Source organism: Streptococcus sp. HN38 (assembly GCF_028335765.1).
Taxonomy (GTDB): Bacteria; Bacillota; Bacilli; order Lactobacillales; family Streptococcaceae; genus Streptococcus; species Streptococcus suis_P.
In genome coordinates, this window is the sequence record NZ_CP116604.1 from 2,067,926 (window position 1) to 2,090,374 (window position 22,449).

Sequence of the window (22,449 nt, forward strand, 5' to 3'; positions counted from 1 at the left end):
AATCAACACAGCCAGAAAAGATAAGCGGATGACGATAAGATTAACCTCTGTTTACTTGCTTGTAGATTGCCTCTTTGATTTTCTCTACGTTTGGCAATACTGCGTTTTCAAGAATGTTTGCGTAAGGAACTGGTACATCGTCTGAAGCGATACGGATGATTGGTGCATCCAAGTAGTCAAAGGCTTCGCTTTCTGTGATGATCGATGCGATTTCACCGATGAAACCACCTGTTTTATAAGCATCGTTGACCAAGATAACCTTACCAGTTTTCTTCACAGATTCGATGATCAATTCTTTATCCAATGGGATAAGGGTACGTGGGTCAACCACTTCTACGCTGATGCCTTCTGCAGCTACTTCTTCAGCAGCTTTCAAGGCACGCTCCAACATACGACCGTATGAAATAATGGTTACATCAGTACCTTCACGTTTGATTTCACCCTTTCCAAGTGGAATGTAGAAATCTGGGTCCAAGTTAACTTCTTCTTTTTTACCGTAAAGAGCTTTTGGCTCCAAGAAGATAACTGGGTTGTTATCAAGGATAGATGATTTCAAAAGACCTTTTGCATCGTTAGCTGTACCAGGTGCGACAACCTTGATACCTGGGATGTGAGTCAACCAAGCTTCAAGAGATTGTGAGTGCTGGGCAGCAGAACCGATACCAGAACCTGAAGCCACACGGAAGGTTACAGGCGTTTTCAAACCACCACCAAACATGTAGTTAGTTTTGGCAGCTTGGTTAACAATCGCATCAAGGGCAATTGTTACGAAGTCCATGAAGGTCAAGTCAACGATTGGACGAAGACCTGTTTGAGCTGCACCAACTGCAGAACCAGCGATTGCTGCCTCAGAGATAGGCGTATCGCGAACGCGTTTTGGACCAAATTCGTCCAACATACCAACAGATGTACCGAAGTCACCGCCGTAGATACCGACGTCTTCACCCATCAAGAATACTTTTTCATCCTTACGCATTTCTTCGCTTTGAGCCAAGTTAATCGCTTCACGCAAGGCCATTACTTTTGTTTCAGCCATTTTTTACTCCTAATTTATATCAATTTATCTTTACTGAACTAAGGAAAACCAAACAATTACTACGATGTAATTGTTTATTGTCCCAGCTTAAGACACCTTAGAATTGTACTCGAACTTAAATAGGTAGTCTACCTTGGTGAACTACCCTAGTTTGACTTGCTATTTAGAACGTAGTCAAACTAATCACATCACTTACGACACGGAGACTATTCAGCCGATATTGCTGAATAGGCGAAGTTAGCTCCAAACATTTGGGAAATGTTTGGAGGTCTCCCAATAGGGAGAACTTTGTTCTCCTCCTGTAAGTAGGTAGTCCACCATAGTGGCTACCGTAGTTTGACTTGCTTCTTTAGAGCTTAGTCAAACTTCTGACGTTAATAGTTGGGTTCAGACTAGAGGCTTGGAAAAATAGATGAGCCATTAGTGATGTCCGCATCACTAGCTGACTCCCTAATTTTTCTGTGCCTCTTTAACGTCCTCACACCCTAGAATTGTACTCGAACTAAGGACTGTGCGAATTTCATGTTTAACTATTGCAGTTACTGCGTCGTAGACAACTGTACTTTCTTCGGTTTCACCTGTGAAAATACTAGTTGTCTTGACGAGGGTGCGTCTACGAAATCAAAGATTTCGGACTTACCGCTTATTTTCGCTGTGTCCTTTTAACGTTCTCGTTACTAGTTGGGTTCAGACTAGAGGCTTGGAAAAATAGATGAGCCATTAGTGATGCCCGCATCACTAGCTGACTCCCTAATTTTTCTGCGCCTCTTTAACGTCTTCACACCCTAGTCTACAAACACATCCTCATATGCTACTGAAATGTCTGGATCTGGGCTTTCTTGTGCGAATTTCACAGATGCTTCTACTTGTTCTGCAACTTGTGCTTCGATGGCATCCAATTCTTCGTCTGTCGCAATCTTGTTTTCTGTCAAGTATTTGCGGTATTTCTTAAGTGGGTCTTTTGCTTTCCACTCGTTAACTTCTTCTTTGGTACGGTAAACACCTGCGTCGGCAGTTGAGTGTCCAAACCAGCGGTATGATTCAACTTCGACCATAGCTGGACCGTTACCTGCACGAACGTACTCGATGACTTCTTGCATTTTTTCATAAACGGCAATAACGTCGTTACCATCCTCAACATAATGACCTGGAATACCGTATGCTGCTGCACGTTGGTAGAGGTGAGGAATCTTAGTTGAATAAGAAATGTCTGTTGAGATACCGTAACGGTTGTTGGTGATGAAGAAGATAACTGGCAAATTCCAAACAGCTGCCAAGTTCATTGACTCGTGGAAAGAACCTTCGTTTGTCGCTGAGTCACCTGAGAAGGCGATAACGATGTTATCTGTACCAAGGTATTGTTGGGTAAGGGCTGCACCAACTGCAAGGGCATAACCACCACCAACGATACCGTTTGAACCGAAGTTCCCCTTTTCAACGTTGGCCAAGTGCATAGAACCACCACGACCTTTAGATGTACCAGTTGCCTTACCAGCAAGCTCCGCCATCATACCGTTGATGTCAATGCCTTTTGCAATAACGTGACCGTGACCACGGTGGTGTGAGAAGATGATGTCCTCATCTGTCAATCCAGCAATAGGTCCAACAGCCGCAGCTTCTTCACCGACTGAGAAGTGAGTCATACCTTGTACGAAACCGCGACGCACTAATTTGTTTAATTTCATATCAACATCACGGATTTGTTGCATTTTTAGGAACATATCCAAATGTTGTTCTTTTGAGATAGATACCATAATTTCCTCCAAAGGTTTTTCTCTTTCTGTACTATGATAGACCAATATTTCACAAATGGCAAGTAATTGAACCGTTTTCTTTTTACAGAAATTTTCGTGAAAACCTTGATTTAGTGCGTTTTTTCACAAATCCTCAAAAGATTCACTTTACTTGTTTGAAACTTTTTTCACAAACTTTAAATAAGCTTGCACGCCGTCTTTCTTTCTGTTAATATAGGTACGGAGGTTCTTATGGAATTCGATTTATTTCTTATGATTTGTAACTACATAGGCACTATTGCATTTGCTGTTTCGGGGGCCGTAAAAGGATTTAAGAAAAAGTTAGATATTTTTGGAATTAGCTTGCTCGGTATCATTACCGCCGTTGGTGGGGGAATTATTCGAGATACAATGGCCAATCGCATTCCTGCCGCCTTGACTGATCCTACAGCCATCTATTTATCTCTCGGAGTAGCGATTAGCATGTACTTGATTGTTATCAATCTAAAGCAGGACAAACCACCTGGTAAGAAGATGATTCATTTCCTTTCCCAGACAAACCTTATCTTTGATGCAATCGGTCTAGCCATCTTCGCCCTCATTGGAGCCAGTACTGGCATCTCTCTCCAGCTAAACGCTCTAACCAGTGGTATTCTGGCAGCTTTAACAGGTGTCGGAGGCGGAATCGCCCGTGATTTACTCGTCAATGAAACACCTATTGTTCTTAAAGAAGATGTCTATGCTGTCCTTGCATTTTTCTCAGGAGTCCTCTATCATCTTTGCGTTGTAAATTGGAAATTACCACAAATTCCAACCTTCATCACTATTTTTACCATTTCTTTAATCATTCGACTATTGGTAATTAAATACAAAATCAATCTTCCAAATATGGAAAGCAAACGAAAGGTCTGAGTTCGTCAACACAGACCTTTTTGTATTATTATTGATTACCAGCCACCGCGACCGCCAGGTCCTGTCGCCGTGATTTGAGTAATCTGCTCACCGTTAACTGTCACAGTACCTCCTGTCAATTCTGCTGTACCATCAAAGTCGAATGCTGATGTTGGTGCTGTTACAGCAATAGTACCCCCAGAAATGTAGATATCACCGTTGGCATCAAAGGCATCCGTATCTCCACTACCTACAGCTACTTTCAAGTCACCGCCAGTTACCTTGATGAAGATTTCTGATGACGTTGTACTTGCCGCATTAATAGCATCATCTGAACCATAGACATCAATTGTACCACCGTTGATAGTGATATTAGTTCCTTCCAAGGCTTCTACTGATTCTGATACTGTAATGGTACCTCCGTCAATTGTCAAAGCCGTCTCCGCTTTAATACCATCATCACCTGCTTTTACAGTAATTTCACCACCTGTGATAGTTGTATAACCTTTGGTAGTATCTGTATCATTTGTAGACTTGATACCATCACCACCTGCTGTGACATTGATTGTACCACCATTGATTGTCAATGAATCCTTGCCACGGATACCATCATCCACTGCAGTGACGGTAATGTTTCCTGAATTCACGACAAGGTCATCTGTCGATACGATGCCATCTTGGAAGTTGCCTTCAACGGTCAGGCTACCATTTCCTGTAATGGTCAAATCAGCTTCAACATGGATAGCCCCTTCAATATTGGTGTCTGTATGATTGCTGGTATCTTTCACTGTATTCGTCGTACCATCTTTGATTTCCAATTCAACATTGTCAGCATTAATAACATTGATTGCTGCAGTATCTGAACTTGAAATCTCAGCACCTGCTAGAATGATGCGAACATTGGCATCTGTTTCAACCGTTACACCAGCAGTTGTTGAACCTGTCAAAATGTAGGTACCACCCTCTGTAATTTTCAAGCCATCGTTTGAAAGTGTTACTTCTGTAGTAGGAAGGGCTGACCAGTCAATCGAAGATGATGATGAACTTGAGTCAGATGATGTGCTATTGCTGGAAGTAGTTGATGCACTTGATTGACTTGTAGCTGCAGAACTTGATGTTGTCATTGAACTAGAAGTTGATGAACATGCCACCAAGATACCGATACTCATCAACGTGACACCCGAATAAAGTAGTTTTTTAAAATTTGTTTTCATAAATAGATTCCTTTTCTTTCTTAGGAGGTTTTTGGATACCTTCCTGATATGCTCTTAGTTTACCTTCCCTACCTAAAAGAAAGATTAAAGATTACCAAAAGAAAACTTAAAGTCTGATTTTTACCAGTATGCTTGTACTACCTAGGCTCCTTCCACTACCGTCCATTCAACATTCGTTCCATGATTACCCTTCCCCTCAAGGAATACCCTATTAAAATTGGGTCCCCTGATGTAGACTGCCTGAATTTGAACTTACGTCCTTTCCTCTCTATTTGAAAATGAAAAGAATAAAAAGGAAAACAAAGTTATGATGCCAAATAGTAAATAATTACTCCTTATACCAAAGTTATCTGCGAAAATACCAGCTAGAAAGTCCGATACCATAAAACTAATGGAAATAAATAAATTATAGACCGACCATGATACTGCTCTATTTTTTTCTATCGAACTATTAAACATAGAATAAAAATGATTATTATAACTTGAATTGAGAACACGCATCAATAAAAATAATACAATTTCTATGAATACATTCGTTTGAAAAAACATAAAAATAGCTAGCACTGGTAGTAATAAACTGATTTCAAACTTCATTTTTAGGTAACTCCCCAAAGCCATAGCTATATTAAACATGAATAGTACTATGCCCAACATATCTAGTGAAAGTCCCTGTTCATTTAGAAAAATGCCTGCATAGGAATTGCTGATCATAATTAGAGTTGAGAATGCTACTCCTAACAGTAGTAAATACCATGGAATCGTTTTAACATCATCAAAGCTAAAAAATCTTGAATCATTAGGTAATTCATTTTTTATTTCAGGTAATTGTATCACATTTAAGAGGCTGAAAATGACAAATACAATCGAAATAATAATCGGATAAATATAATTCCTATTCAGTAGATAGGGAGATATAATTGTAATAATCGCTATAAAAATGTATTTTACCGTATTGAGGTATTTCAAAAAAGATTGATATACTAGCTCGTTGCCAATTAATTCAAAATTATAAGCATTAAGAACGCCTGAAGATAAGGATTCTGACAAGCCAAAAAATATCGCTGAAATATATATTATTTTTGATTGTCCTAACAGTAAGCAAGATAGGGCTAAAGTTAATAACAAATTTGATAAAATCAAAATTTTCTTATAGCCAAACTTACTTGAAAGAAAACTTAAAGGAATATCAAAAACTGAGCCGCATAACTCAGTAATCACTGATAAAGTAGCTATTTCTGTGAAAGAGAAGCCCAGATGCTTTAAGAGCAATACACCTATAAAATAGTAGGGCAATCCGGACAAAAATATATTCATCATGTATAAGTTCAAAAATCTTTTACTCATAATTGGCAAACTGAGTCTCTAAAATATTCTGGACTCTTCTCCTTGATCAAGTTAATATAGCAGCCACCCTCGCAAATTTTTAACAATCCACAAGATAAACACTTAGAATTCTTCGTTCTAAAAGAACGAATCCCTCCATACAACGGATCATCATACCAAACATCTAACAAATCTTTTTCAAAGGCATTCTGCTTAGTTTGATTAACTCCTAAAAAAGCAATGCAGGGCAAGATATCCCCATTAGACATTATTTCCATCTTAGTATATTTTGCACGACATCCATAATACATTTCGTCAAACTCTGAAAATTCAATTGAATTATTTATCAACTCTGGATAAGCGGTGAAAAGATGACATCCCTCAGTAGCAAAATTTAAATTTGCTTCACGTTGAGTTATATAATCTGTAACATACTCATTCAACCTTCTCAAATCAGCCAAATCGTATTTTTTCTTTATTTTCGTATATCCTGTTACCTCAGAATAATTAGCTACTGAAAACCTATCTATTTTATTCTCTATACAAAAATCAACCAATTCTATAATTTGCTCATAGCTTTGCTTTGTATACACTGCATTAATTCTACATTTTTTTCCAACCTCATTAAAGTACTTCGCTAATTTTATTTGTCTATCAGGTCTCACCCCCATTAATTCAAAATTTAATTTAGAATCTAAAGTCTGCAAAGATAAAACCGGTGTAATATATTTAGATTTAGCTAGAATTTCTACTGTACTTTTCTTTATTAATTGGGCATTAGTTGTTATAGTAGTCTTTATCTTTAGTTCCTCACAAGCTATCAACAAATTATCAATATCAAAATATCTAGTCGGTTCCCCTCCTAAAATTGAAACACTTAACACTCCATTATCTTTTGCTTGGCGCAAAATTCTTTCCCAATCTTTAGCAGGTTTGGCATTTCTATCTTCACGATTTGCTAAAAAACAAAAACCACATTTTAAATCACAGTACATACTGGGGTATATTACTAGTTCAAGCGGAAAACTCAGTATGTTATGTTTTTTTAATTTTGCTACATGCTTTCTCGCATTTTGAAGAGTCTCGTAAGGATTGTTCGATGAATCCTCAATATTATTATCAGAATAGATATTTAATGATAATGCTCTCTCTAGTTTCCCTATCTCAATTTCTTTTTTAAAAAAAGAAGTTGCAATTTCAATACCATGATTTTGAACTAAATATAGAAAGAAAGCCTCAGTCTCATCTAACTCTATTCTTTCAAAATTTGTTTTGTTTATTAAAATTCCACCAAACTTTTCTAATCTAATACTATTCAAAAAACAAAAACTAACCTATAATAGATTTATGAAACTTACTATCGAACAAACGAAAGAATTAAAAACTTATTTGAAAGATAAAACCTATTCTCCATTTCATAGACGACTTCAAGTTATCTTGTTCAGAGCAGAAGGTCTTAGCTATAAGGAAATCACTAACCTCATCGGCTATTCAAAGTATACAATCTGGTCCTTACAGCGCAAGTACGAACTTGAGGGGATTTCAGCTCTAGTAAGAGAAACGCGAGGTGGACGGAACCGTCAATATTTAACCCTTCAAGAAGAGGAAGCGTTTCTAAAAGAACAGTTAACAGCCTCACTAAATGGCGAATTTGTGACGATAAACTCTCTCTATGAAGCTTATCAGAAACGGGTTGGACACCCTACGACCAAGGAAGGATTCTATGCCATTCTTAAACGCCATGGTTGGCGCAAAGTGACGCCAAGACCAGAACACCCTAAAAAAGCAGACGCCGAAACGATTCTAGCGTCTAAAAATAAAATCTTCATTCACGAAAACAGGAAAGCGCTTCAAGAATAGTCGTCGCTATCATAAAGTCAGGCTAATGTATCAAGATGAGGCGGGTTTCGGTCGGATCAGTAAAATTGGGAAGGCCTGGGCACCAAAAGGGGTGAGACCGCATGTACATAGTCACTATATTCGTGAGTATCGCTATTGCTATGGTGCTGTTGATGCCCATACAGGAGAGTCCTTCTTCATTATCGCTGGGGGCTGTAATACAGATTGGATGAATGTTTTTCTCAAACAACTATCTGAAGCTTATCCTGACGATTATATTTTATTAGTGATGGACAATGCCGTTTGGCATAAATCAAGTACCTTAGAGAAACCACATAATATTGGTTTTGAGTTTATTCCTCCCTATACTCCTGAAATGAATCCAATTGAACAAGTTTGGGCTGAGATTCGAAAGAGAGGGTTTAAGAATAAAGCTTTTAAAACACTAGACGATGTGATAAACAAGCTTCAAGAAGTAATACGAGAGTTAGATTGGTCTATTTTAAAACCAATTGTTAGTAGACAATGGTTTAAAAACACTTGACTGGTTTGCTTTTGATTTTTGTTGAGTATAAATAAAATATCTTCTGAAATTGTCCTCATCTTGAACACCTCTTTAAAAAAGCAGAGGAAAATAACCTCTGCTTAACCTATGTATAAATTACTTTATACATGCCAACCGTCGCCTTTTGCCATAGCACTAGACTCAAGGACTTTTTCAAGTTCTTTTGACATAATTGCTACTCCTTTCGAACGTGATACTGTAAGTATATTCTTTTAAATCAATTACAATAAAATGTTCCCATATATGCCAATTAACTATTTTCTGTTAAAATTTTTTTCAAATGTTCTTCATAAATCTGTGCCACATGATCACTACCTGCTAATTTCATCGCTCCAATACACTTCCTCATTTCCACAATCGCAAATTTACTTCCAGTTTTGCGATAGCGATAAAGATTTTGAGCATAGAGAAAAACAAGTCTCTCATAAATTTCTGTTTCGATAAAAAAGCACTGTTTCAATTGCTTCTCAAAATACAAAGCATCTATAAGATTTTGCCGTTCGATACAGGTGATATAGGCATTAAGTAACATCGTAGAAATAAGACGACGATTATTAGGGATTTCTTTAAAAAAGTCTGACCGTCTAGACATTTCCCTCGCTAATACTATGAAAACATCATATTTCAAGACATCTAAAGTATTCATGAAAATCAAAAGTTCATAATAGCCCCAGTATTCCACACTAAATAAATAGTCAGTTAATTCATCTAAGTCTTTATCATTGTAATAATTTTCCCCTGACAAATCTTGCAGGCGAATCTTTAATAAAATGATATTGATGTGATAAAATTTCTCCCGTTTATCCTCCGATTCTATCTGAGAATAAAGAAGTTTTTTCATGCCTTCGACATCACGAGTAGATACATAATAACGTACTTTTGACAGGAGCTCATTTAGTTCATCTCTATGAAAATCATGAACCGCATACATAAATTCATCGATCGGCATGTTAATTTCATCCAATATGAGTAAGAACTTTGAAATCGTTAAGTCAGTCTCTCCTTTCTCAAATCGAGAGAGCTGAGACGTTGAGATACCAACCTTTGCGACATCTTTTAATTTTAATCCTCTCGATTCTCGAAACTTTTTAAAAATTTCTCCAAAATTTTTCATCTCTCCTCCTCCATCACGCATATATGGGAATAATTTTTGTTTGATCCTATAATAGCATACAATAAAGAAAAATAAAAGTGAGGATTATCACATGAAAAAATACCATTTATTAACTCTTCTTTTTGTTATTTTAGAAGGAATTATCGTCATCGGTGTAGGATAAAATCGAGTAAGAGCTACTCACCACCCCCTCTCACACCACCGGTAAACGGCGGTTCAACTAATTTTTAACGCATGTCGTTCTAGATAATAATCTAAGTAAGAAGCCAGTCCATGTTTAGCGAGGACTGGTTTTGATATGGCACATTTCAATACCGACTTCTGAGCCACTAATGGATAACGGTCACCCTATCCAGATACTTTATTCGCTATATACGCCTTATACTAAATTAGAATCAAATTTCACAAACCGTTCCGGCATAGCTACCAACAACTATTCATTACATTTTGCAAAGTACTGAAACTAGAAAATTTTTAGGTAGTTTATCATTAAATTTACATATCTGATATAAAAATTTCCAATTATACTCATTTTGATTTTATACTCAGTTAAAATCAAAAATAGCGGAAGTCCAGTCTCTATCTACAATTGATTTGAGTTGATAAGCGGTTAAGGTTTGAATAACCTCTTGAAGTTTATCGATTACCTCATTTAAGGTCCTAAATACTTTATTCTTGAAACCAAGTTTACGAATCTCAGTCCAGACTTGCTCAATAGGATTCATTTCAGGTGTGTAGGGTGGAATGAAGGTAAATTCAATATTCTTAGGGATATTTAAGGTCTGAGATTTATGCCAGATGGCATTATCCATGACTAAAACAATATAATCTTCTGGATAAGCTGCCGATAGTTGGCGTAGAAATGCATTCATCCAATCACTATTACATCCGCCTGCTATGATGAAAAACGAGTCGCCTGTATGGGCATCCACAGCTCCATAACAATAGCGGTACTCACGAATATGATGACTTGCTACGTGAGGACGATAACCTTTAGGAGACCAACACGAGCCAAGTTTACTGATACGCCCAAAACCCGCCTCATCTTGATACATAAGGCGGATTTTTTGATATTCTTTTCCATCAATAAAGCGCTTACTCGTTCTCTCCTCGAATAAAGATTTTATTTTTAGACGCTAAAATGGTTTCGGCGTCTGCTTTTTTCGGATATTGGGGACGTGGGCTAACTTTTGTTGCTTACTGCGTAAGCTTTATTTCCCCTCTCAAAGAATCTTTTGATTCTTTGACCCATCCATGACGTTTCAATAGTTGGTAAAAAACGTCTTTAGTCGTTGCGTAACCAAGTTTATCTTGATAGGCTTTAAAGAGGGTGTTAACAGTAACGAATTCTCCATTCAAAGAGGAAGAGAGATGCTCTTTAAGGAAAACTTCTTCCTCCTCATGCGTCATATACGAACGGCGGCGACCACCACGATTTTCCTTTAAGAGGGCTTCTAAGCCACCACTTAGATAGCGATTCAATAAGTTTCGGACTGTCTGATGGACAAAACCTACTGATTTAGCTACGGATGTTAAATTATGGCATTCAGAATAAAGAATGAGTGCCTGGATTTTTCTATGATGCGGAGCATTATTTTTATCTTTAAGTGCTTGCTTTAATTCTTCAACTTGTGTCTGGGTAAATTCTTTTGTCATAATACTATCATATCGCTATTTTTGATTTTTGTTAAGTATTAGGTCTCGACCTCACGATAGTCAGACTTGGGAGTCGCTATTGGGTTCATGGGCTGTGGGTGCCCACAGAGGACTTGCTCCTCCGATTTACGACATACCGATGTACTCAAAGTGCTTAGGAACTACAAAAGGCCGGGAAACCCAGCCTAGGAATAATCATTGATAAAATCTATAGCTTAACCCAATGCAAGCTTTTCAACTCAAGCAAGGGGGATGTTTCAGGATTAGTATCCGATTCAGAAATCCGTTTCAATCCTGGAATCATTGCATTGTACTGATAAATCCGGTATACTCCACCCCCTTCAAATAAATAGGTTCCATCCTGTAAGGGACGAAGAATGGCATCCGGGCCAATTTCAAAACCAATATTTCGGAAATTATCTACTAAACGAAAATTCTCCCCAGATAGCTGCGTGTAAAGATCAATGAGGATATAGTCACCAGATTTATTCAAGGCTATGAGCAATTCCTCTGTCCCATTTTGATCAATATCGTATAGGCTATAAAATGCTCCGCTGTATTCTTGGCCTTGACTCGTCAGTAAACTTAGATAACTACTAACCTCGTCCTGATTAATCGCTTCAGAAACCTGACCTAAATTGGCTTGGTAACGATCGATAACGGACTGGTACACAGTCGGTATCGCCTGAGTATTTGTAGAAGATGCTTCGGTTTGTGAGTCTGAACTAGATGTAGTCTCTGAGGAAGACTCTGAGGTAGATTGTTGGTCCGAACTAGTTGTAACTTGGCTCGATGAACTAGTATTGGAAGTTTCATCCTCCTTGGTCTGAATGGATTGACATGCTGCTAATAACACAACCGTGGATACCAACATTATACGACTAATAAACTTTTTCATAACTTCCTCCTGTGCTCTATCTTTGGTCTTAGTATAACATCTTTCCGAGGGCTTGTAAACGCCACCATATTTGGACAAAGCATCCGAGCCAGAAAAAGCCGAATGTTTCCATCCGACTTTTGTTGTTAATCTTTCTGATCAAGAGCACGCAACATTTGGTCAATTTTATTGCCGTACTCAATTGATTGGTCTTTTTCAAAGACCAAATCCGGAATTTTATAAAGAGTTAACTTACGACCAAGTTCTCTCTTAATGGTTCCAGTCGCTTTTTCAAGACCCGTTTGTGCCTTTTGATTATCGGATGCCAAATTACTCATGATTGTGTAGTAAACCTTGGCCATTGACAAATCGCCGACCATCTGAACATCTGTAATGGTCACTCCCTGCACACGTGGATCACGAACTTTCTTTTGTAAAATCTCATTGACTTCGCGCTTGATTTCCATCCCGACACGGTCTGTACGAAAATGATTCGCCATATTCTTTCCTTTCTTAGATGATAGAAAAGCTGAGTTTCCCCAGCTTGAATAATCCAAGTAGATTAAAAACTATTGCTTTAAAATCTACTAAAATCTATTAAATTATCACTTCCTCGACAAAATCACTTGTCTATGACTTTGACAGTGAGAAAATATTATTTTTTGATTTCTTCCATGATGTAAGCTTCAATGGTATCATCAACTTTCAAGTCGTTGTAGTTCTCAATCATCAAACCACCCTCTTGGGCATTACCAACTTCTTTCACGTCATCTTTATAGCGTTTCAAACTAGCTAGTTTACCATCAAATACTACAACACCATCACGGATAACTCGAACACTTGAATCACGGGTAACCTTACCACGTACGACCATGAAACCACCGATCGTTCCAACTTTGGATACCTTGAAGGTTTCACGAATGATTGCCTCACCAATGATTTTTTCTTCATATTCTGGATCAAGCATACCTTTCATGGCATCTTCCATCTCTTCGATAACCTTGTAAATGATGCTGTGAAGACGTACTTCAACGTCATCTGCTTCAGCTTGGCTACGCGCTTCAGCTGTTGGACGAACGTTGAAACCAATCACAAGAGCATTTGAAGCTTCCGCAAGAGTAATATCTGATTCATTGATAGCACCAACTGCAGAGTGGACGATATTGACACGTACTCCCTCAACTTCAATCTTTTGAAGCGATGATGCAAGAGCTTCAACTGAACCTTGTACGTCAGCCTTGATAATCACATTAACTGACTTAACCTCACCTGCTTTAAGGGTATCAAAGAGGTTTTCAAGACTAACTCGTTGCGTTGCTTGACGCTGTTTAAGAAGAGCACGTTTAGCACGTTCTTCACCGGCAGCACGCGCAGATTTTTCATCTTCATAGACCGCGAAATGGTCGCCAGCCATTGGCGTTTCATTCAAACCAGTAATAGATACCGGTGTAGATGGTCCAGCCACCTTAACACGACGACCAAGGTCGTTTGTCATGGCACGAACACGTCCGAAGGTATTTCCGACAACGATTGGGTCTTGAACATTAAGTGTCCCTTGTTGAACGAGAAGGGTTGCAACCGCACCTTTCCCTTTGTCCAAATGTGCTTCGATAACCGTACCGATTGCACGAACAGTTGGGTCTGCCTTCAGTTCTTGGATTTCAGCGACCAAAAGAACAGTTTCCAACAATTCATCAATGTTTTGGTTAAACTTAGCTGAGATTTCTACAAATTCAGATTCTCCACCCCAAGCGGTTGAGATAACACCGTGCTCAGCCAATTCACCGATAACACGCTCTGGGTTTGCACCTGGCTTGTCAATCTTGTTGATAGCTACAATGATTGGCACATTAGCGGCTTTTGAGTGGTTGATAGCCTCAATCGTTTGTGGCATGACACCATCATCTGCAGCAACGACTAGGATGGTCAAGTCGGTAACAGATGCACCACGTGCACGCATAGAAGTAAAGGCCGCGTGTCCTGGAGTATCCAAGAAGGTAATTTTCTTACCAGCTTCCTCAATTTGGTAGGCACCGATATGCTGTGTGATACCTCCAGCTTCCCCAGTAGCAACACGAGAATTACGTAGGGTATCCAACAAGGTTGTTTTACCATGGTCAACGTGTCCCATGATAGTCACAACAGGTGGGCGTTCTGTCATCTCTTCTTCATTGAGGTAACCCTCTTCTACGAAGAAACGCTCAATATCTGCGTTATCGACCTCTACCTTTTCTTTCGCCTCAATACCATAATCAACCATGAGGAGTTCGATAGTATCTCCATCCAAAGATTGGTTTTGAGTCGCCATAACTCCCATAAGGAAGAGTTTTTTCACAATTTCAGCAGGTTCACGTTTGATTCGTTTTGCAATTTCTGCGACGGTCATACCAGCAGTGTATTCAAATTCAGTTGGCAATTCGTGGAACTTGCGTTCTGTGACAGGTTTGGCAGGTTGGTTTGCCTTGCCTTTTTTATTTTTCTTATTGTTATTCCAGTTACTTGTTCTTTGATTTCTCACTTGATTTTGACTATTTCGATTTCTTTGTTGTTTCCGTGGACCATCTTCTTCGTCACCATTAAAGTCACGTTTTTTATCTGGTCGAGCTTGTTTCTTACGACGGGTATCTACAGTAGTTTCTGCAACTTGCTCTGGTACCGATGCAACAGGTGCAGGCTTCACAAATGGTTTGCTTTCCACAACCGGTTCTTCAAACTTAATTTCTTTTGGCTTCTTAGGTTGCTTTTTAGCTTCCTGAGCCTGACGAAAACGTTCTTCACTGGTACGAGCATACTCCGCATTTTGTTCTGCTTTCAAAGCAGCAGCACGCGCTTTGAAGTCAATTTTAGGTCCTGCTGGTTTTGCAGCCTCTCTTTGTTCAAAGCGAGCTGACCGACCTGAACGGTTATCACGATTATCGCGACGGTCCCCAAAACGATTGTCCTTTCGTTTATCTGAACCCTGTTCACGTCTATTATCGCGGCGATCATTTCGCTCATTGTTTGAACGTCCCTGACCTTGTTGACGGTTGTCACGACGGTCCTGACCAGATTTAGCTTGACCACCTTTTCCTTGACCCTGAGCTCGCTTAGCAGCCTGCTCTTTGGCCCGTGCTTCACGTTCTGCCTTAAAGTTTCGACTCTGTGGACGATGTGGAGCTGATTGTACTGCGCTTGCCGCAACTTCTTCTTTTACTACTGGCTGTGTTTCCTTAGCTTTTTCTACCTTAGCTGTTTCCACTTTTGGAGTTTCATCAACCTTTTCAGGCTGGCTAACTTTTGCCGCAACTTTAGTTGCCTCTGATTTTTGTCCCCCAAAGCTTTCTGCAAGGCGTTTAGCACTTGCTTCATCTACGCTTGAAGCATGACTTTTGACTTCAAAACCCAATTCTTGAGCCTTAGCAACAACTTCCTTACTGCTTACACCTAATTCACGGGCTATTTCATTCAATCTCTTCTTAGACAATGCCTTGTCCTCCTGTTCTATTCCATAATAGACCTCATCTTCTTTGTAAATCCAGCGTCTGTCACTGCAAGAACTTTTCTAGCCTTGCCGACAGCTGCACTCAATTCCAGTGTTGAAAACACTGTTACAACTTCTACTTGATAGGTATGACTTTTATCTGTTACTTTTTTACTTAAATTTCCAGCAGCATCTTCGGCTAAAAACACCAACTTTGTCTGCCCTTTTTGAATAGCTTCAACAACCAGGTCCTCACCCGAAACCAGGCGACCAGCTCGCTGGGCTAAACCTAATAAATTTAAGATTTTCTGTCTCTTATTCGAGTCCAAGTTCTCTCCTCTTGATCTTATGATCAACATAGGCAATTAATTCATCGTAAAATTCTTCGGCCACTTCCATACTAAAGGAACGATCGAAGACACGACGTTTCTTAGCTTGGCTTGCCTCATCATTGTCAAGCTTGATATAAGCTCCACGACCATTTGCCTTGCCTGTTGGATCGATAAATACTTGACCTTCTTTATTTTTTACAATACGGAGCAAATCCCGTTTGTCGATGATTTCACCGGACACCACAGACTTGCGCAAGGGTATTTTTCTAGCTTTTGCCATGGCTGCTCCTTTTGTTCTATTCTTGTTCTTCTGTAAATTCTTCCGCGACTTCTTCTACAAGCTCTTCTGCCGCATATTGAGCCGCCTCAATTGCTTCATATTCTGATGCAGATTTGATGTCGATACGGAATCCGGTCAAATGGGCTGCTAAACGAACGTTCTGACCACGACGTCCAATTGCTAGTGACAATTTATCATCTGGCACAACGACTGTAGCATGCTTCCCATCTTCCGTGTCAAACAATACTTGGTCAACTTCAGCAGGAGCGAGAGCATTGTAGATAAATTCCGCTTCATCTGCTACCCACTCGATAACGTCAATATTTTCCTCCGTAGGAATCATGCGGTCATTTTTAGCATCATAACGAGCTGGGTGGAACTTACTGGTGATTTTCTTGATATTTGAACCACCACGGCCAACGATTGTACCGATGGCATCTACGTTTGGATTATGGCTACGAACAGCCACTTTCGTTCGGTCTCCAGCTTCACGGGCAACACTCATGATTTCAACTGTTCCATCGTATACTTCTGGAATTTCCTGTTCCATGAGACGTTTGATCATTTCTGGATGGCTACGGCTGACAAATACGTTAACACCACGACCATTGTCTTCTACCTTGTAGACATAGACTTCAATACGATCATGAGATTGGAAAACCTCACCAGGAATTTGGTCTTGTTTTGACAATTGTGCTTCAATCGTACCAAGGTTGACATAGATAAAGCGATTATCAAAACGCTCTACCGTACCTGACATAATCTCATTTTCATGTTGCTTGTAGGTATTGAAGGTAATGGCACGCTTTTGTTTGCGCATTTTTTCCATGATGGTCTGCTTAGCTGATTGGGCTGCTACACGACCAAATTCCGCTGGATCTTCTGGGAATTTAATTTTGTCACCCATTTCATAAGCTGATGAAATAGCCAAGGCATCTTTTAGACTAATTTCTAGTCGGCTATCAAATACTTCATCTACTACTTCACGAACAGTAAATACATGGAAATCACCTTTTTTCTCGTCAAATTCGATCACTGCTGATTCTGATTGACCATAACGGCGTTTATAAGCTGAACGAAGCGACTCTGTAACTGCATCAATGATATCCGCTTTGTTAATACCCATGTCTTCCTCTAAAATACGGAAGGCTTCTAGCATTTCTTTACTCATGTTGTTTTCCTTTTGCGCTCAAAAGGTCCTTTCTTAAAGTCTAATATCTTTATAAAATACTCATGAAAGAGCATTATAACTTAACAGCCAAACGGGCCTTAGCCACCGTCTGGTAAGGAATAGTCACTTCCTTCTTACGAGTTTTATCCATATACTCCATAATCAGGTCTGTTCCATCAAAGGAGAGCAACGTTCCTTCAAAAACCTTGATTTTATCAATTGCCTGATAGAGCTTGACATGGATGTACTTTCCAACCGCCTTCTCAACAGCATCTGCCGTTTTTAAAGGACGCTCCAAACCTGGACTTGTTACCTCCAGCATGTATTGGTCTGGAAATGGGTCTGGCTTGATAGTGTCCAAAATCGGACTGATCTTTTCGGATAAATCTGCCGTATCTTGAAGGGAAATTCCACCCTCCTTATCGACAAAAATCGATAGGACATAGTCACCGCCCATTTTACCATATTCCACATCCACCAACTCGTAAGGAGTTTGAATAGCGGGGGTAATTGCTGCTGTGACCAATTCAATAATTGATGACATAAACACCTCCTATTTTTATAGTCGCTAGAAATACATTACTCAAATAGTTCGCACTATCCAGGACTCTCTATTTCCTTTGACAATAAACTCCCTTGTACTATCCTTCATTCTATATACAGAAATCCGTGTACAGGGAAAGGGTTGACTGACGCCAACCCCTTTTCTCATTATTCACTTACACTATTCTATCATATCTATCCCTATTTGTAAAGGAAAAAGGTCTCTGTTAGACCTCTCCTCATTTTCCACTAAGGGAATTATTGAAACTGTGCTTCCACACGGTAGATAACCTGGCCTTTTTTGGAGAATTTCTCCTCATACTCTGTCATAACGTTGCCTTCCAAACCATCCGCATGCAAATCTAGCCAAACTTGCTTCAAGACCATGCCATATTGAGAAAAACTAGCCAGGCTATACTCAAACAGACCACGATTATCTGTTTTGAAGTGGATTTCTCCCTTCTCAGGTAGGATTTCCTTGTAGGTATCTAAGAATGACTTGTAGGTCAAACGGCGTTTCTCATGACGTTTCTTAGGCCATGGATCAGAAAAATTCAGATAAAGCTGATCTATTTCTACCGGTGCAAAATAGTTGGTCAAACTCGAACCATCCACCTGCAATAATTTTATATTTGGTAAGCCAGCTTCAAGCACACGGTCCAAGGCATAGCTTAACACGGTCATCTGAATATCAATACCAATATAGTTAATATCTGGATTTTGCGCAGCCATACCAGTGACAAAGCGACCTTTACCAGAACCAACTTCTATGTGGATAGGATTATTGTTTCCAAAAATCTCTGCCCATTTCCCCTTACACTCCTCTGGATTGGAGATAACATACTGGGGATTGTTTGCTAGAAGCTCACTCGCTCCCTTACGATTTCTAACTCTCATACTTCCTTATAGAAACTCTGACGGAATTGCCGTAGAGCATAAATTTCTTTATTTGCAGCCAAAACATTGTAGCTTTCTACATGCTTAGCTATTTGGTTTAGATAGCCAAGCTGGCCATACCAATAAACCTTATTTAATACTGTGCTGTTATATTTGTAGCCATAAGCCCGAAGCCACTCTTCCCAGGACTGACGAGGAATATAATGCGTCAAAATATAGGCAACATCCAACATCCGATCCGTTACACAAGCGGTCTCCCAATCTGTCAAATACACCAAACCAGACGTCGTTTCTACCCAGTTACTATGATGCAAATCTCCGTGAACAAATGTTGCCACCTCTTGACGGAATCTTGGTAGATTATTCAATAAATCTTGACAGATAGATTGCAGATAAGAATTCTGTCCCAATCTAGTTGGAGCCTCTTTTTGCCAACGATAAACCAAATCCTGAGGTTCCATATAGGTATAATTCATCTGCAAAGCCTGATTGAGCAAAATGCGAGAATAGTGCATTCTCACCAGTATTTGACGAATCTGTTTACTAGTCATATCTTGACGCTCCAAGGTACGACCATTCAACCACTCCTGCTCTACACGATGCCCCATTCCTACTTCACGATTTGCTGACAAAACGGGTGGTGTAATTTGCTCACGCGCAAGAGCAGACACTATCGGAGGCATCTCATACTTCACAAAGACTGGCGTTCCGTCTGACCGTAGACCTTTAAACGCTTTGCCACTATTTCCTGCAATAGACTGTAATTGTAGCCCACTGGTATCAAACTGCATGCCTTTCCTCCTTTAAAAATTCCTTACTATTTTACTAATTTTCGTCTATTTAGTCAATCAATTTTTTTAATTTTAGAGGCAAATATATTTCATGCAAGAAAATCCCCACGAGAAGTAAGACGACTACCATCGCATTCTCTTTAGAAAATAGCAGAGCAAAGCCCAATTCCACTACTAATAGACTATATAAAATCACTCTAAGCAAATTCTGAAGACCGATTTTCTTGGAATCTTTCTCTAGAGGATACAGTTGTGTTACATATTGATAATCATAATGCTTGTAAAGCCCCAACAACTGGAAGACAAGCAAATAATGAAAGACTAAAACTAGGCCGATAGATAACCACGATTCTTCAATGGCAAATAGGGACAAAATCGCCAACAACAGTAGACGTATCGTCAAGCCCAAGTAGTCTCCTGAACGCAAGAAAGCCCGTAAGTAGAGATAAAACCAAGTCTGTCTCGACTTGACGAGACGCAAGATTCCATTGAGATAGTTTCTCGGTTTAACAGTCGTACTGATTCCTTTAACCGTCGTAAATAAGGCAAAGAAACGTAAAATAGACTGTTTCCTTTTTTGTTCATCTTGAATAGCCTTAGACCAGTCCAATACTCCCTGTGACTGATAAGCCACTAATTGGCGCTTGACAAAAAGATATTTTAAAACCAACAAAGTAAGAAGACCAGCTACAATCATCCACACCGGTAAACCCAGTTTCAAATAGATTGGTAACAAAACAAGCTGAACCACCACCTGTATAGAGGACCAAAACAAGACCGTGCGTCTGGCTGCACCCTCGAGTCCTTGCAGAATGTCTTTTTCCTTGGTCAATAGGAAGATTTGATCAGCTTCTTCTAGATAAGTCGCAATTCTTCCGGACACTAGTACCAGTAGACTGATTGCAATAACCACAAAAACAATCGGCAACGGATTCTCAGGGAATGACAACAATAATTGACGGTATTGCAAACTCAAAAAGCCTAATAAAACCATGAGAACCAAAACAAAATGGTCATTCAGAACATAGCGCAGATACTTGGAACAACGATTTAAAAAATCTAGTCGGCGTTGTTGAAACAATTCTTTCATCCAGCCACTCCTTCTTGCGTCAAGGCCAGATAAATTTCGTTCAGACTTGCACCATCCATACCAAATGCGCTTTGTAGCTCCTCCAAATTTCCAGTTGCACGGACCTGTCCCTGATGTAAAATCACAAAAGAGTCGCACATTTTCTCAGCTGAGTCAAGAACGTGAGTGGACATGAGGATTGAAGTGCCCTTAGATTTTTCTTCCTCCAAAAGAGCGATTAAATCAGAGATAGCCACAGGGTCTAATCCCAGAAAAGGCTCATCAACAATCAATAGACTCGGCTCCACCATAAAAGCACAAATAATCATGACCTTCTGCTTCATTCCCTTTGAAAAATTGACAGGAAACCAGTCCAATTTCTCATCCAAGCGAAACAGTTTTAACAAGTGCTCGACACGTCCCCAAGCTTGCTCCCAGGATAAATCATAGGCCATTGCTACCACTTCCAAGTGCTCTTTGAGGGTTAGTTCTTCATACAAACTTGGTGTTTCAGGGATAAACCCAATCTTCTTCCGATAATTTTCAGCCCCTTGTAGCAAAGTTAGGCCGTCAATTGCAATCTGTCCCTGATAGGGGGTCAAAAGACCGATAATTTCCTTAATAGTCGTTGATTTCCCTGCACCATTTAAACCAATTAGACCAACTAATTGACCATCCTCAACGGTAAAAGATACATCTTTCAAAACTGGGATATTGACATATCCCCCAGTTACATTTTTTACTTCTAACATACATTTCTTCCTACAATTTGATATAATTATTATAACAAAAATCCTAGAAAGAGGTTGCCATTATGTCGGATTGTATTTTTTGCAAAATTATCTCTGGAGAAATACCAGCTTCAAAAGTCTACGAAGATGACCAAGTATTAGCCTTTTTAGACATCACTCAGGTCACAAAAGGACACACATTGGTTGTCCCTAAAAAACACTACCGAAACGTGCTTGATATGGATAAAGAAGCTGCAGCCACACTCTTTTCTGTTGTGCCAACCATCGCTCGTCAGTTAAAAGAAAAACTTGGAGCTAGTGGTCTAAACATCGTTAATAATAACGAGGAGGCCGCTGGACAAACCGTCTTTCATACACACATCCATCTCTTACCACGCTTTAACAATCAAGATGGATTGAGCATTCAATTTAAAGCCAACGACCCTGACTTCCCGGCCCTGGCTCAACTGGCACAAGATCTCTATCTAGGAGAATAATATGAAACTTCGTAATATCATTTTAGCCGTAAGCGCCGCTACCGCCAGCTTCCTTGCAGTCACGCATCGGGATAAAATCGCTAAAGAAGTACAGGAAACCAAACAACTTCTATCAGATATTCAACTGAGCAAGGACAATATTCAGGAACAACTTGCCATTATCCAAAGTTTTCAAGAACCCTTGCAGGAAATGGCTTCTGACTTACAATATAAGACTCGAGTCTATCAGCAAAGTATTGCAGGAAACTTGGAAGAAATCCAACAGATTCTCAAAAAATACCAGAATGAGAATAGCACGAGACTAGGCAAAAAAAACAGCGCCACTTCTTAGAGTTCGTGTCAACGTCTCTGCGCAGTGGTTGATTGGGTTTAACAGTCTAGTGGACTGTTTGAACTCGCCTTGCCTGATTTTGTAAAAGTGACTTGCTTT

At 39.5% G+C, this 22,449-nt stretch carries 21 protein-coding genes and 4 pseudogenes; 5 read left to right on the top strand and 20 right to left on the bottom strand.

The genetic code is table 11. The annotated features are described in order from the left end of the window. Nucleotides 1-40 precede the first annotated feature (40 nt). Together PHA78_RS10045 and PHA78_RS10050 are read right to left on the bottom strand one after the other, a co-directional pair. Complete coding sequence (locus PHA78_RS10045) at nucleotides 41-1,036, bottom strand: alpha-ketoacid dehydrogenase subunit beta (RefSeq protein ID WP_099806608.1); 996 nt, start codon at nucleotides 1,034-1,036, stop codon at nucleotides 41-43. Nucleotides 1,037-1,821: 785 nt separating this feature from the next. Then, nucleotides 1,822-2,790 carry a thiamine pyrophosphate-dependent dehydrogenase E1 component subunit alpha gene (locus PHA78_RS10050; protein WP_024379494.1) on the bottom strand — a complete coding sequence of 323 codons (969 nt, stop codon included), beginning with the start codon at nucleotides 2,788-2,790 and terminating at the stop codon, nucleotides 1,822-1,824. Nucleotides 2,791-3,021: 231 nt separating this feature from the next. Between PHA78_RS10050 and PHA78_RS10055 the strand changes: the two genes are divergently transcribed. Beyond that, nucleotides 3,022-3,681, top strand: a complete 660-nt coding sequence (locus PHA78_RS10055) for a trimeric intracellular cation channel family protein (RefSeq protein ID WP_024416372.1) — start codon at nucleotides 3,022-3,024, stop codon at nucleotides 3,679-3,681. 35 nt (nucleotides 3,682-3,716) lie between these two features. Here PHA78_RS10055 and PHA78_RS10060 read toward each other — a convergent pair whose 3' ends face one another. The 3 genes from PHA78_RS10060 to kwcM all read right to left on the bottom strand — a co-directional run bounded on the left by PHA78_RS10060 (nucleotide 3,717) and on the right by kwcM (nucleotide 7,516). Beyond that, nucleotides 3,717-4,874 (bottom strand): carbohydrate-binding domain-containing protein, encoded by a 1,158-nt coding sequence (locus tag PHA78_RS10060; protein ID WP_272158112.1) that lies wholly within the window; start codon nucleotides 4,872-4,874, stop codon nucleotides 3,717-3,719. Nucleotides 4,875-5,126: 252 nt separating this feature from the next. Beyond that, nucleotides 5,127-6,218: an MFS transporter gene (locus tag PHA78_RS10065; RefSeq protein ID WP_024376422.1), complete on the bottom strand. Its 1,092-nt coding sequence runs from the start codon at nucleotides 6,216-6,218 to the stop codon at nucleotides 5,127-5,129. Then, complete coding sequence (gene kwcM / locus PHA78_RS10070; protein WP_099806605.1) at nucleotides 6,215-7,516, bottom strand: KxxxW cyclic peptide radical SAM maturase; 1,302 nt, start codon at nucleotides 7,514-7,516, stop codon at nucleotides 6,215-6,217. The genes PHA78_RS10065 and kwcM overlap by 4 nt, the downstream gene beginning before the upstream one ends. A gap of 28 nt (nucleotides 7,517-7,544) precedes the next feature. On the opposite strand from kwcM, the pseudogene PHA78_RS12625 reads away from it, so the two are divergent. Together PHA78_RS12625 and PHA78_RS10075 are read left to right on the top strand one after the other, a co-directional pair. After that, nucleotides 7,545-7,730, top strand: a pseudogene (locus PHA78_RS12625) (helix-turn-helix domain-containing protein); the annotation flags it as partial. A 3-nt stretch (nucleotides 7,731-7,733) separates the two neighbouring features. After that, a pseudogene (locus PHA78_RS10075) lies at nucleotides 7,734-8,580 on the top strand (IS630 family transposase); the annotation flags it as partial. Between the two features lie 122 nt (nucleotides 8,581-8,702). Here the strand turns inward: PHA78_RS10075 and PHA78_RS10080 are convergent. From PHA78_RS10080 to PHA78_RS10150, 15 genes and pseudogenes are all read right to left on the bottom strand, one after another. After that, nucleotides 8,703-8,771, bottom strand: a complete 69-nt coding sequence (locus PHA78_RS10080; RefSeq protein WP_099778207.1) for a KxxxW-cyclized peptide pheromone — start codon at nucleotides 8,769-8,771, stop codon at nucleotides 8,703-8,705. Nucleotides 8,772-8,851: 80 nt separating this feature from the next. After that, the gene (locus tag PHA78_RS10085) at nucleotides 8,852-9,715 is read right to left on the bottom strand and encodes a helix-turn-helix domain-containing protein (protein ID WP_024376424.1); all 864 of its coding nucleotides are present in this window, start codon (nucleotides 9,713-9,715) and stop codon (nucleotides 8,852-8,854) included. 216 nt (nucleotides 9,716-9,931) lie between these two features. Next, nucleotides 9,932-10,090, bottom strand: a pseudogene (locus PHA78_RS10090) (group II intron reverse transcriptase/maturase); the annotation flags it as partial. 170 nt (nucleotides 10,091-10,260) lie between these two features. After that, nucleotides 10,261-11,371, bottom strand: a pseudogene (locus PHA78_RS10095) (IS630 family transposase). 208 nt (nucleotides 11,372-11,579) lie between these two features. Next, nucleotides 11,580-12,269 (bottom strand): hypothetical protein, encoded by a 690-nt coding sequence (locus PHA78_RS10100; RefSeq protein WP_024401261.1) that lies wholly within the window; start codon nucleotides 12,267-12,269, stop codon nucleotides 11,580-11,582. Nucleotides 12,270-12,394: 125 nt separating this feature from the next. Further along, nucleotides 12,395-12,748 carry a 30S ribosome-binding factor RbfA gene (rbfA, locus tag PHA78_RS10105; RefSeq protein WP_002942382.1) on the bottom strand — a complete coding sequence of 118 codons (354 nt, stop codon included), beginning with the start codon at nucleotides 12,746-12,748 and terminating at the stop codon, nucleotides 12,395-12,397. 155 nt (nucleotides 12,749-12,903) lie between these two features. Then, complete coding sequence (gene infB / locus PHA78_RS10110; RefSeq protein WP_272158113.1) at nucleotides 12,904-15,711, bottom strand: translation initiation factor IF-2; 2,808 nt, start codon at nucleotides 15,709-15,711, stop codon at nucleotides 12,904-12,906. A gap of 17 nt (nucleotides 15,712-15,728) precedes the next feature. Continuing rightward, nucleotides 15,729-16,037, bottom strand: a complete 309-nt coding sequence (locus tag PHA78_RS10115; protein WP_029175751.1) for a YlxQ-related RNA-binding protein — start codon at nucleotides 16,035-16,037, stop codon at nucleotides 15,729-15,731. Continuing rightward, entirely contained in the window at nucleotides 16,024-16,320 is a 297-nt protein-coding gene (gene rnpM, locus PHA78_RS10120) for an RNase P modulator RnpM (protein ID WP_002942375.1), read from the bottom strand. The genes PHA78_RS10115 and rnpM overlap by 14 nt, the downstream gene beginning before the upstream one ends. Before the next feature lie 16 nt (nucleotides 16,321-16,336). Next, a complete protein-coding gene (nusA, locus tag PHA78_RS10125) occupies nucleotides 16,337-17,491 on the bottom strand; it encodes a transcription termination factor NusA (protein ID WP_029175752.1) in 1,155 nt (384 codons plus the stop codon). A gap of 73 nt (nucleotides 17,492-17,564) precedes the next feature. After that, nucleotides 17,565-18,035 carry a ribosome maturation factor RimP gene (gene rimP / locus PHA78_RS10130; RefSeq protein ID WP_002942369.1) on the bottom strand — a complete coding sequence of 157 codons (471 nt, stop codon included), beginning with the start codon at nucleotides 18,033-18,035 and terminating at the stop codon, nucleotides 17,565-17,567. A gap of 257 nt (nucleotides 18,036-18,292) precedes the next feature. After that, on the bottom strand, nucleotides 18,293-18,931 hold the full coding sequence (gene trmB, locus PHA78_RS10135; protein WP_099870361.1) for a tRNA (guanosine(46)-N7)-methyltransferase TrmB: 639 nt from the start codon (nucleotides 18,929-18,931) through the stop codon (nucleotides 18,293-18,295). Beyond that, the gene (gene ccrZ / locus PHA78_RS10140) at nucleotides 18,928-19,722 is read right to left on the bottom strand and encodes a cell cycle regulator CcrZ (RefSeq protein WP_002942360.1); all 795 of its coding nucleotides are present in this window, start codon (nucleotides 19,720-19,722) and stop codon (nucleotides 18,928-18,930) included. The genes trmB and ccrZ overlap by 4 nt, the downstream gene beginning before the upstream one ends. 49 nt (nucleotides 19,723-19,771) lie before the next feature. Then, nucleotides 19,772-20,812 carry an ABC transporter permease gene (locus PHA78_RS10145; protein ID WP_272158116.1) on the bottom strand — a complete coding sequence of 347 codons (1,041 nt, stop codon included), beginning with the start codon at nucleotides 20,810-20,812 and terminating at the stop codon, nucleotides 19,772-19,774. Further along, a complete protein-coding gene (locus PHA78_RS10150) occupies nucleotides 20,809-21,543 on the bottom strand; it encodes an ABC transporter ATP-binding protein (RefSeq protein WP_002942356.1) in 735 nt (244 codons plus the stop codon). Before PHA78_RS10150 ends, PHA78_RS10145 begins: the two co-directional genes overlap by 4 nt. Nucleotides 21,544-21,605: 62 nt before the next feature. Here PHA78_RS10150 and PHA78_RS10155 point away from each other — a divergent pair, with 62 nt between their 5' ends. Continuing rightward, complete coding sequence (locus tag PHA78_RS10155; protein ID WP_024376433.1) at nucleotides 21,606-22,019, top strand: HIT family protein; 414 nt, start codon at nucleotides 21,606-21,608, stop codon at nucleotides 22,017-22,019. 1 nt (nucleotide 22,020) lies between these two features. Further along, nucleotides 22,021-22,350: a hypothetical protein gene (locus tag PHA78_RS10160; protein ID WP_002942350.1), complete on the top strand. Its 330-nt coding sequence runs from the start codon at nucleotides 22,021-22,023 to the stop codon at nucleotides 22,348-22,350. Nucleotides 22,351-22,449 lie beyond the last annotated feature (99 nt).

Bases quoted from the DNA above. Each gene is read 5' to 3' on its own strand.
- PHA78_RS10045 (WP_099806608.1), bottom strand. From the start codon at position 1,036: ATGGCTGAAACAAAAGTAATGGCCTTGCGTGAAGCGATTAACTTGGCT.
- PHA78_RS10050 (WP_024379494.1), bottom strand. From the start codon at position 2,790: ATGGTATCTATCTCAAAAGAACAACATTTGGATATGTTCCTAAAAATG.
- PHA78_RS10055 (WP_024416372.1), top strand. From the start codon at position 3,022: ATGGAATTCGATTTATTTCTTATGATTTGTAACTACATAGGCACTATT.
- PHA78_RS10060 (WP_272158112.1), bottom strand. From the start codon at position 4,874: ATGAAAACAAATTTTAAAAAACTACTTTATTCGGGTGTCACGTTGATG.
- PHA78_RS10065 (WP_024376422.1), bottom strand. From the start codon at position 6,218: ATGAGTAAAAGATTTTTGAACTTATACATGATGAATATATTTTTGTCC.
- PHA78_RS10085 (WP_024376424.1), bottom strand. From the start codon at position 9,715: ATGAAAAATTTTGGAGAAATTTTTAAAAAGTTTCGAGAATCGAGAGGA.
- PHA78_RS10100 (WP_024401261.1), bottom strand. From the start codon at position 12,269: ATGAAAAAGTTTATTAGTCGTATAATGTTGGTATCCACGGTTGTGTTA.
- rbfA (WP_002942382.1), bottom strand. From the start codon at position 12,748: ATGGCGAATCATTTTCGTACAGACCGTGTCGGGATGGAAATCAAGCGC.
- rnpM (WP_002942375.1), bottom strand. From the start codon at position 16,320: ATGGCAAAAGCTAGAAAAATACCCTTGCGCAAGTCTGTGGTGTCCGGT.
- nusA (WP_029175752.1), bottom strand. From the start codon at position 17,491: ATGAGTAAAGAAATGCTAGAAGCCTTCCGTATTTTAGAGGAAGACATG.
- rimP (WP_002942369.1), bottom strand. From the start codon at position 18,035: ATGTCATCAATTATTGAATTGGTCACAGCAGCAATTACCCCCGCTATT.
- trmB (WP_099870361.1), bottom strand. From the start codon at position 18,931: ATGAGAGTTAGAAATCGTAAGGGAGCGAGTGAGCTTCTAGCAAACAAT.
- ccrZ (WP_002942360.1), bottom strand. From the start codon at position 19,722: ATGCAGTTTGATACCAGTGGGCTACAATTACAGTCTATTGCAGGAAAT.
- PHA78_RS10145 (WP_272158116.1), bottom strand. From the start codon at position 20,812: ATGAAAGAATTGTTTCAACAACGCCGACTAGATTTTTTAAATCGTTGT.
- PHA78_RS10150 (WP_002942356.1), bottom strand. From the start codon at position 21,543: ATGTTAGAAGTAAAAAATGTAACTGGGGGATATGTCAATATCCCAGTT.
- PHA78_RS10155 (WP_024376433.1), top strand. From the start codon at position 21,606: ATGTCGGATTGTATTTTTTGCAAAATTATCTCTGGAGAAATACCAGCT.
- PHA78_RS10160 (WP_002942350.1), top strand. From the start codon at position 22,021: ATGAAACTTCGTAATATCATTTTAGCCGTAAGCGCCGCTACCGCCAGC.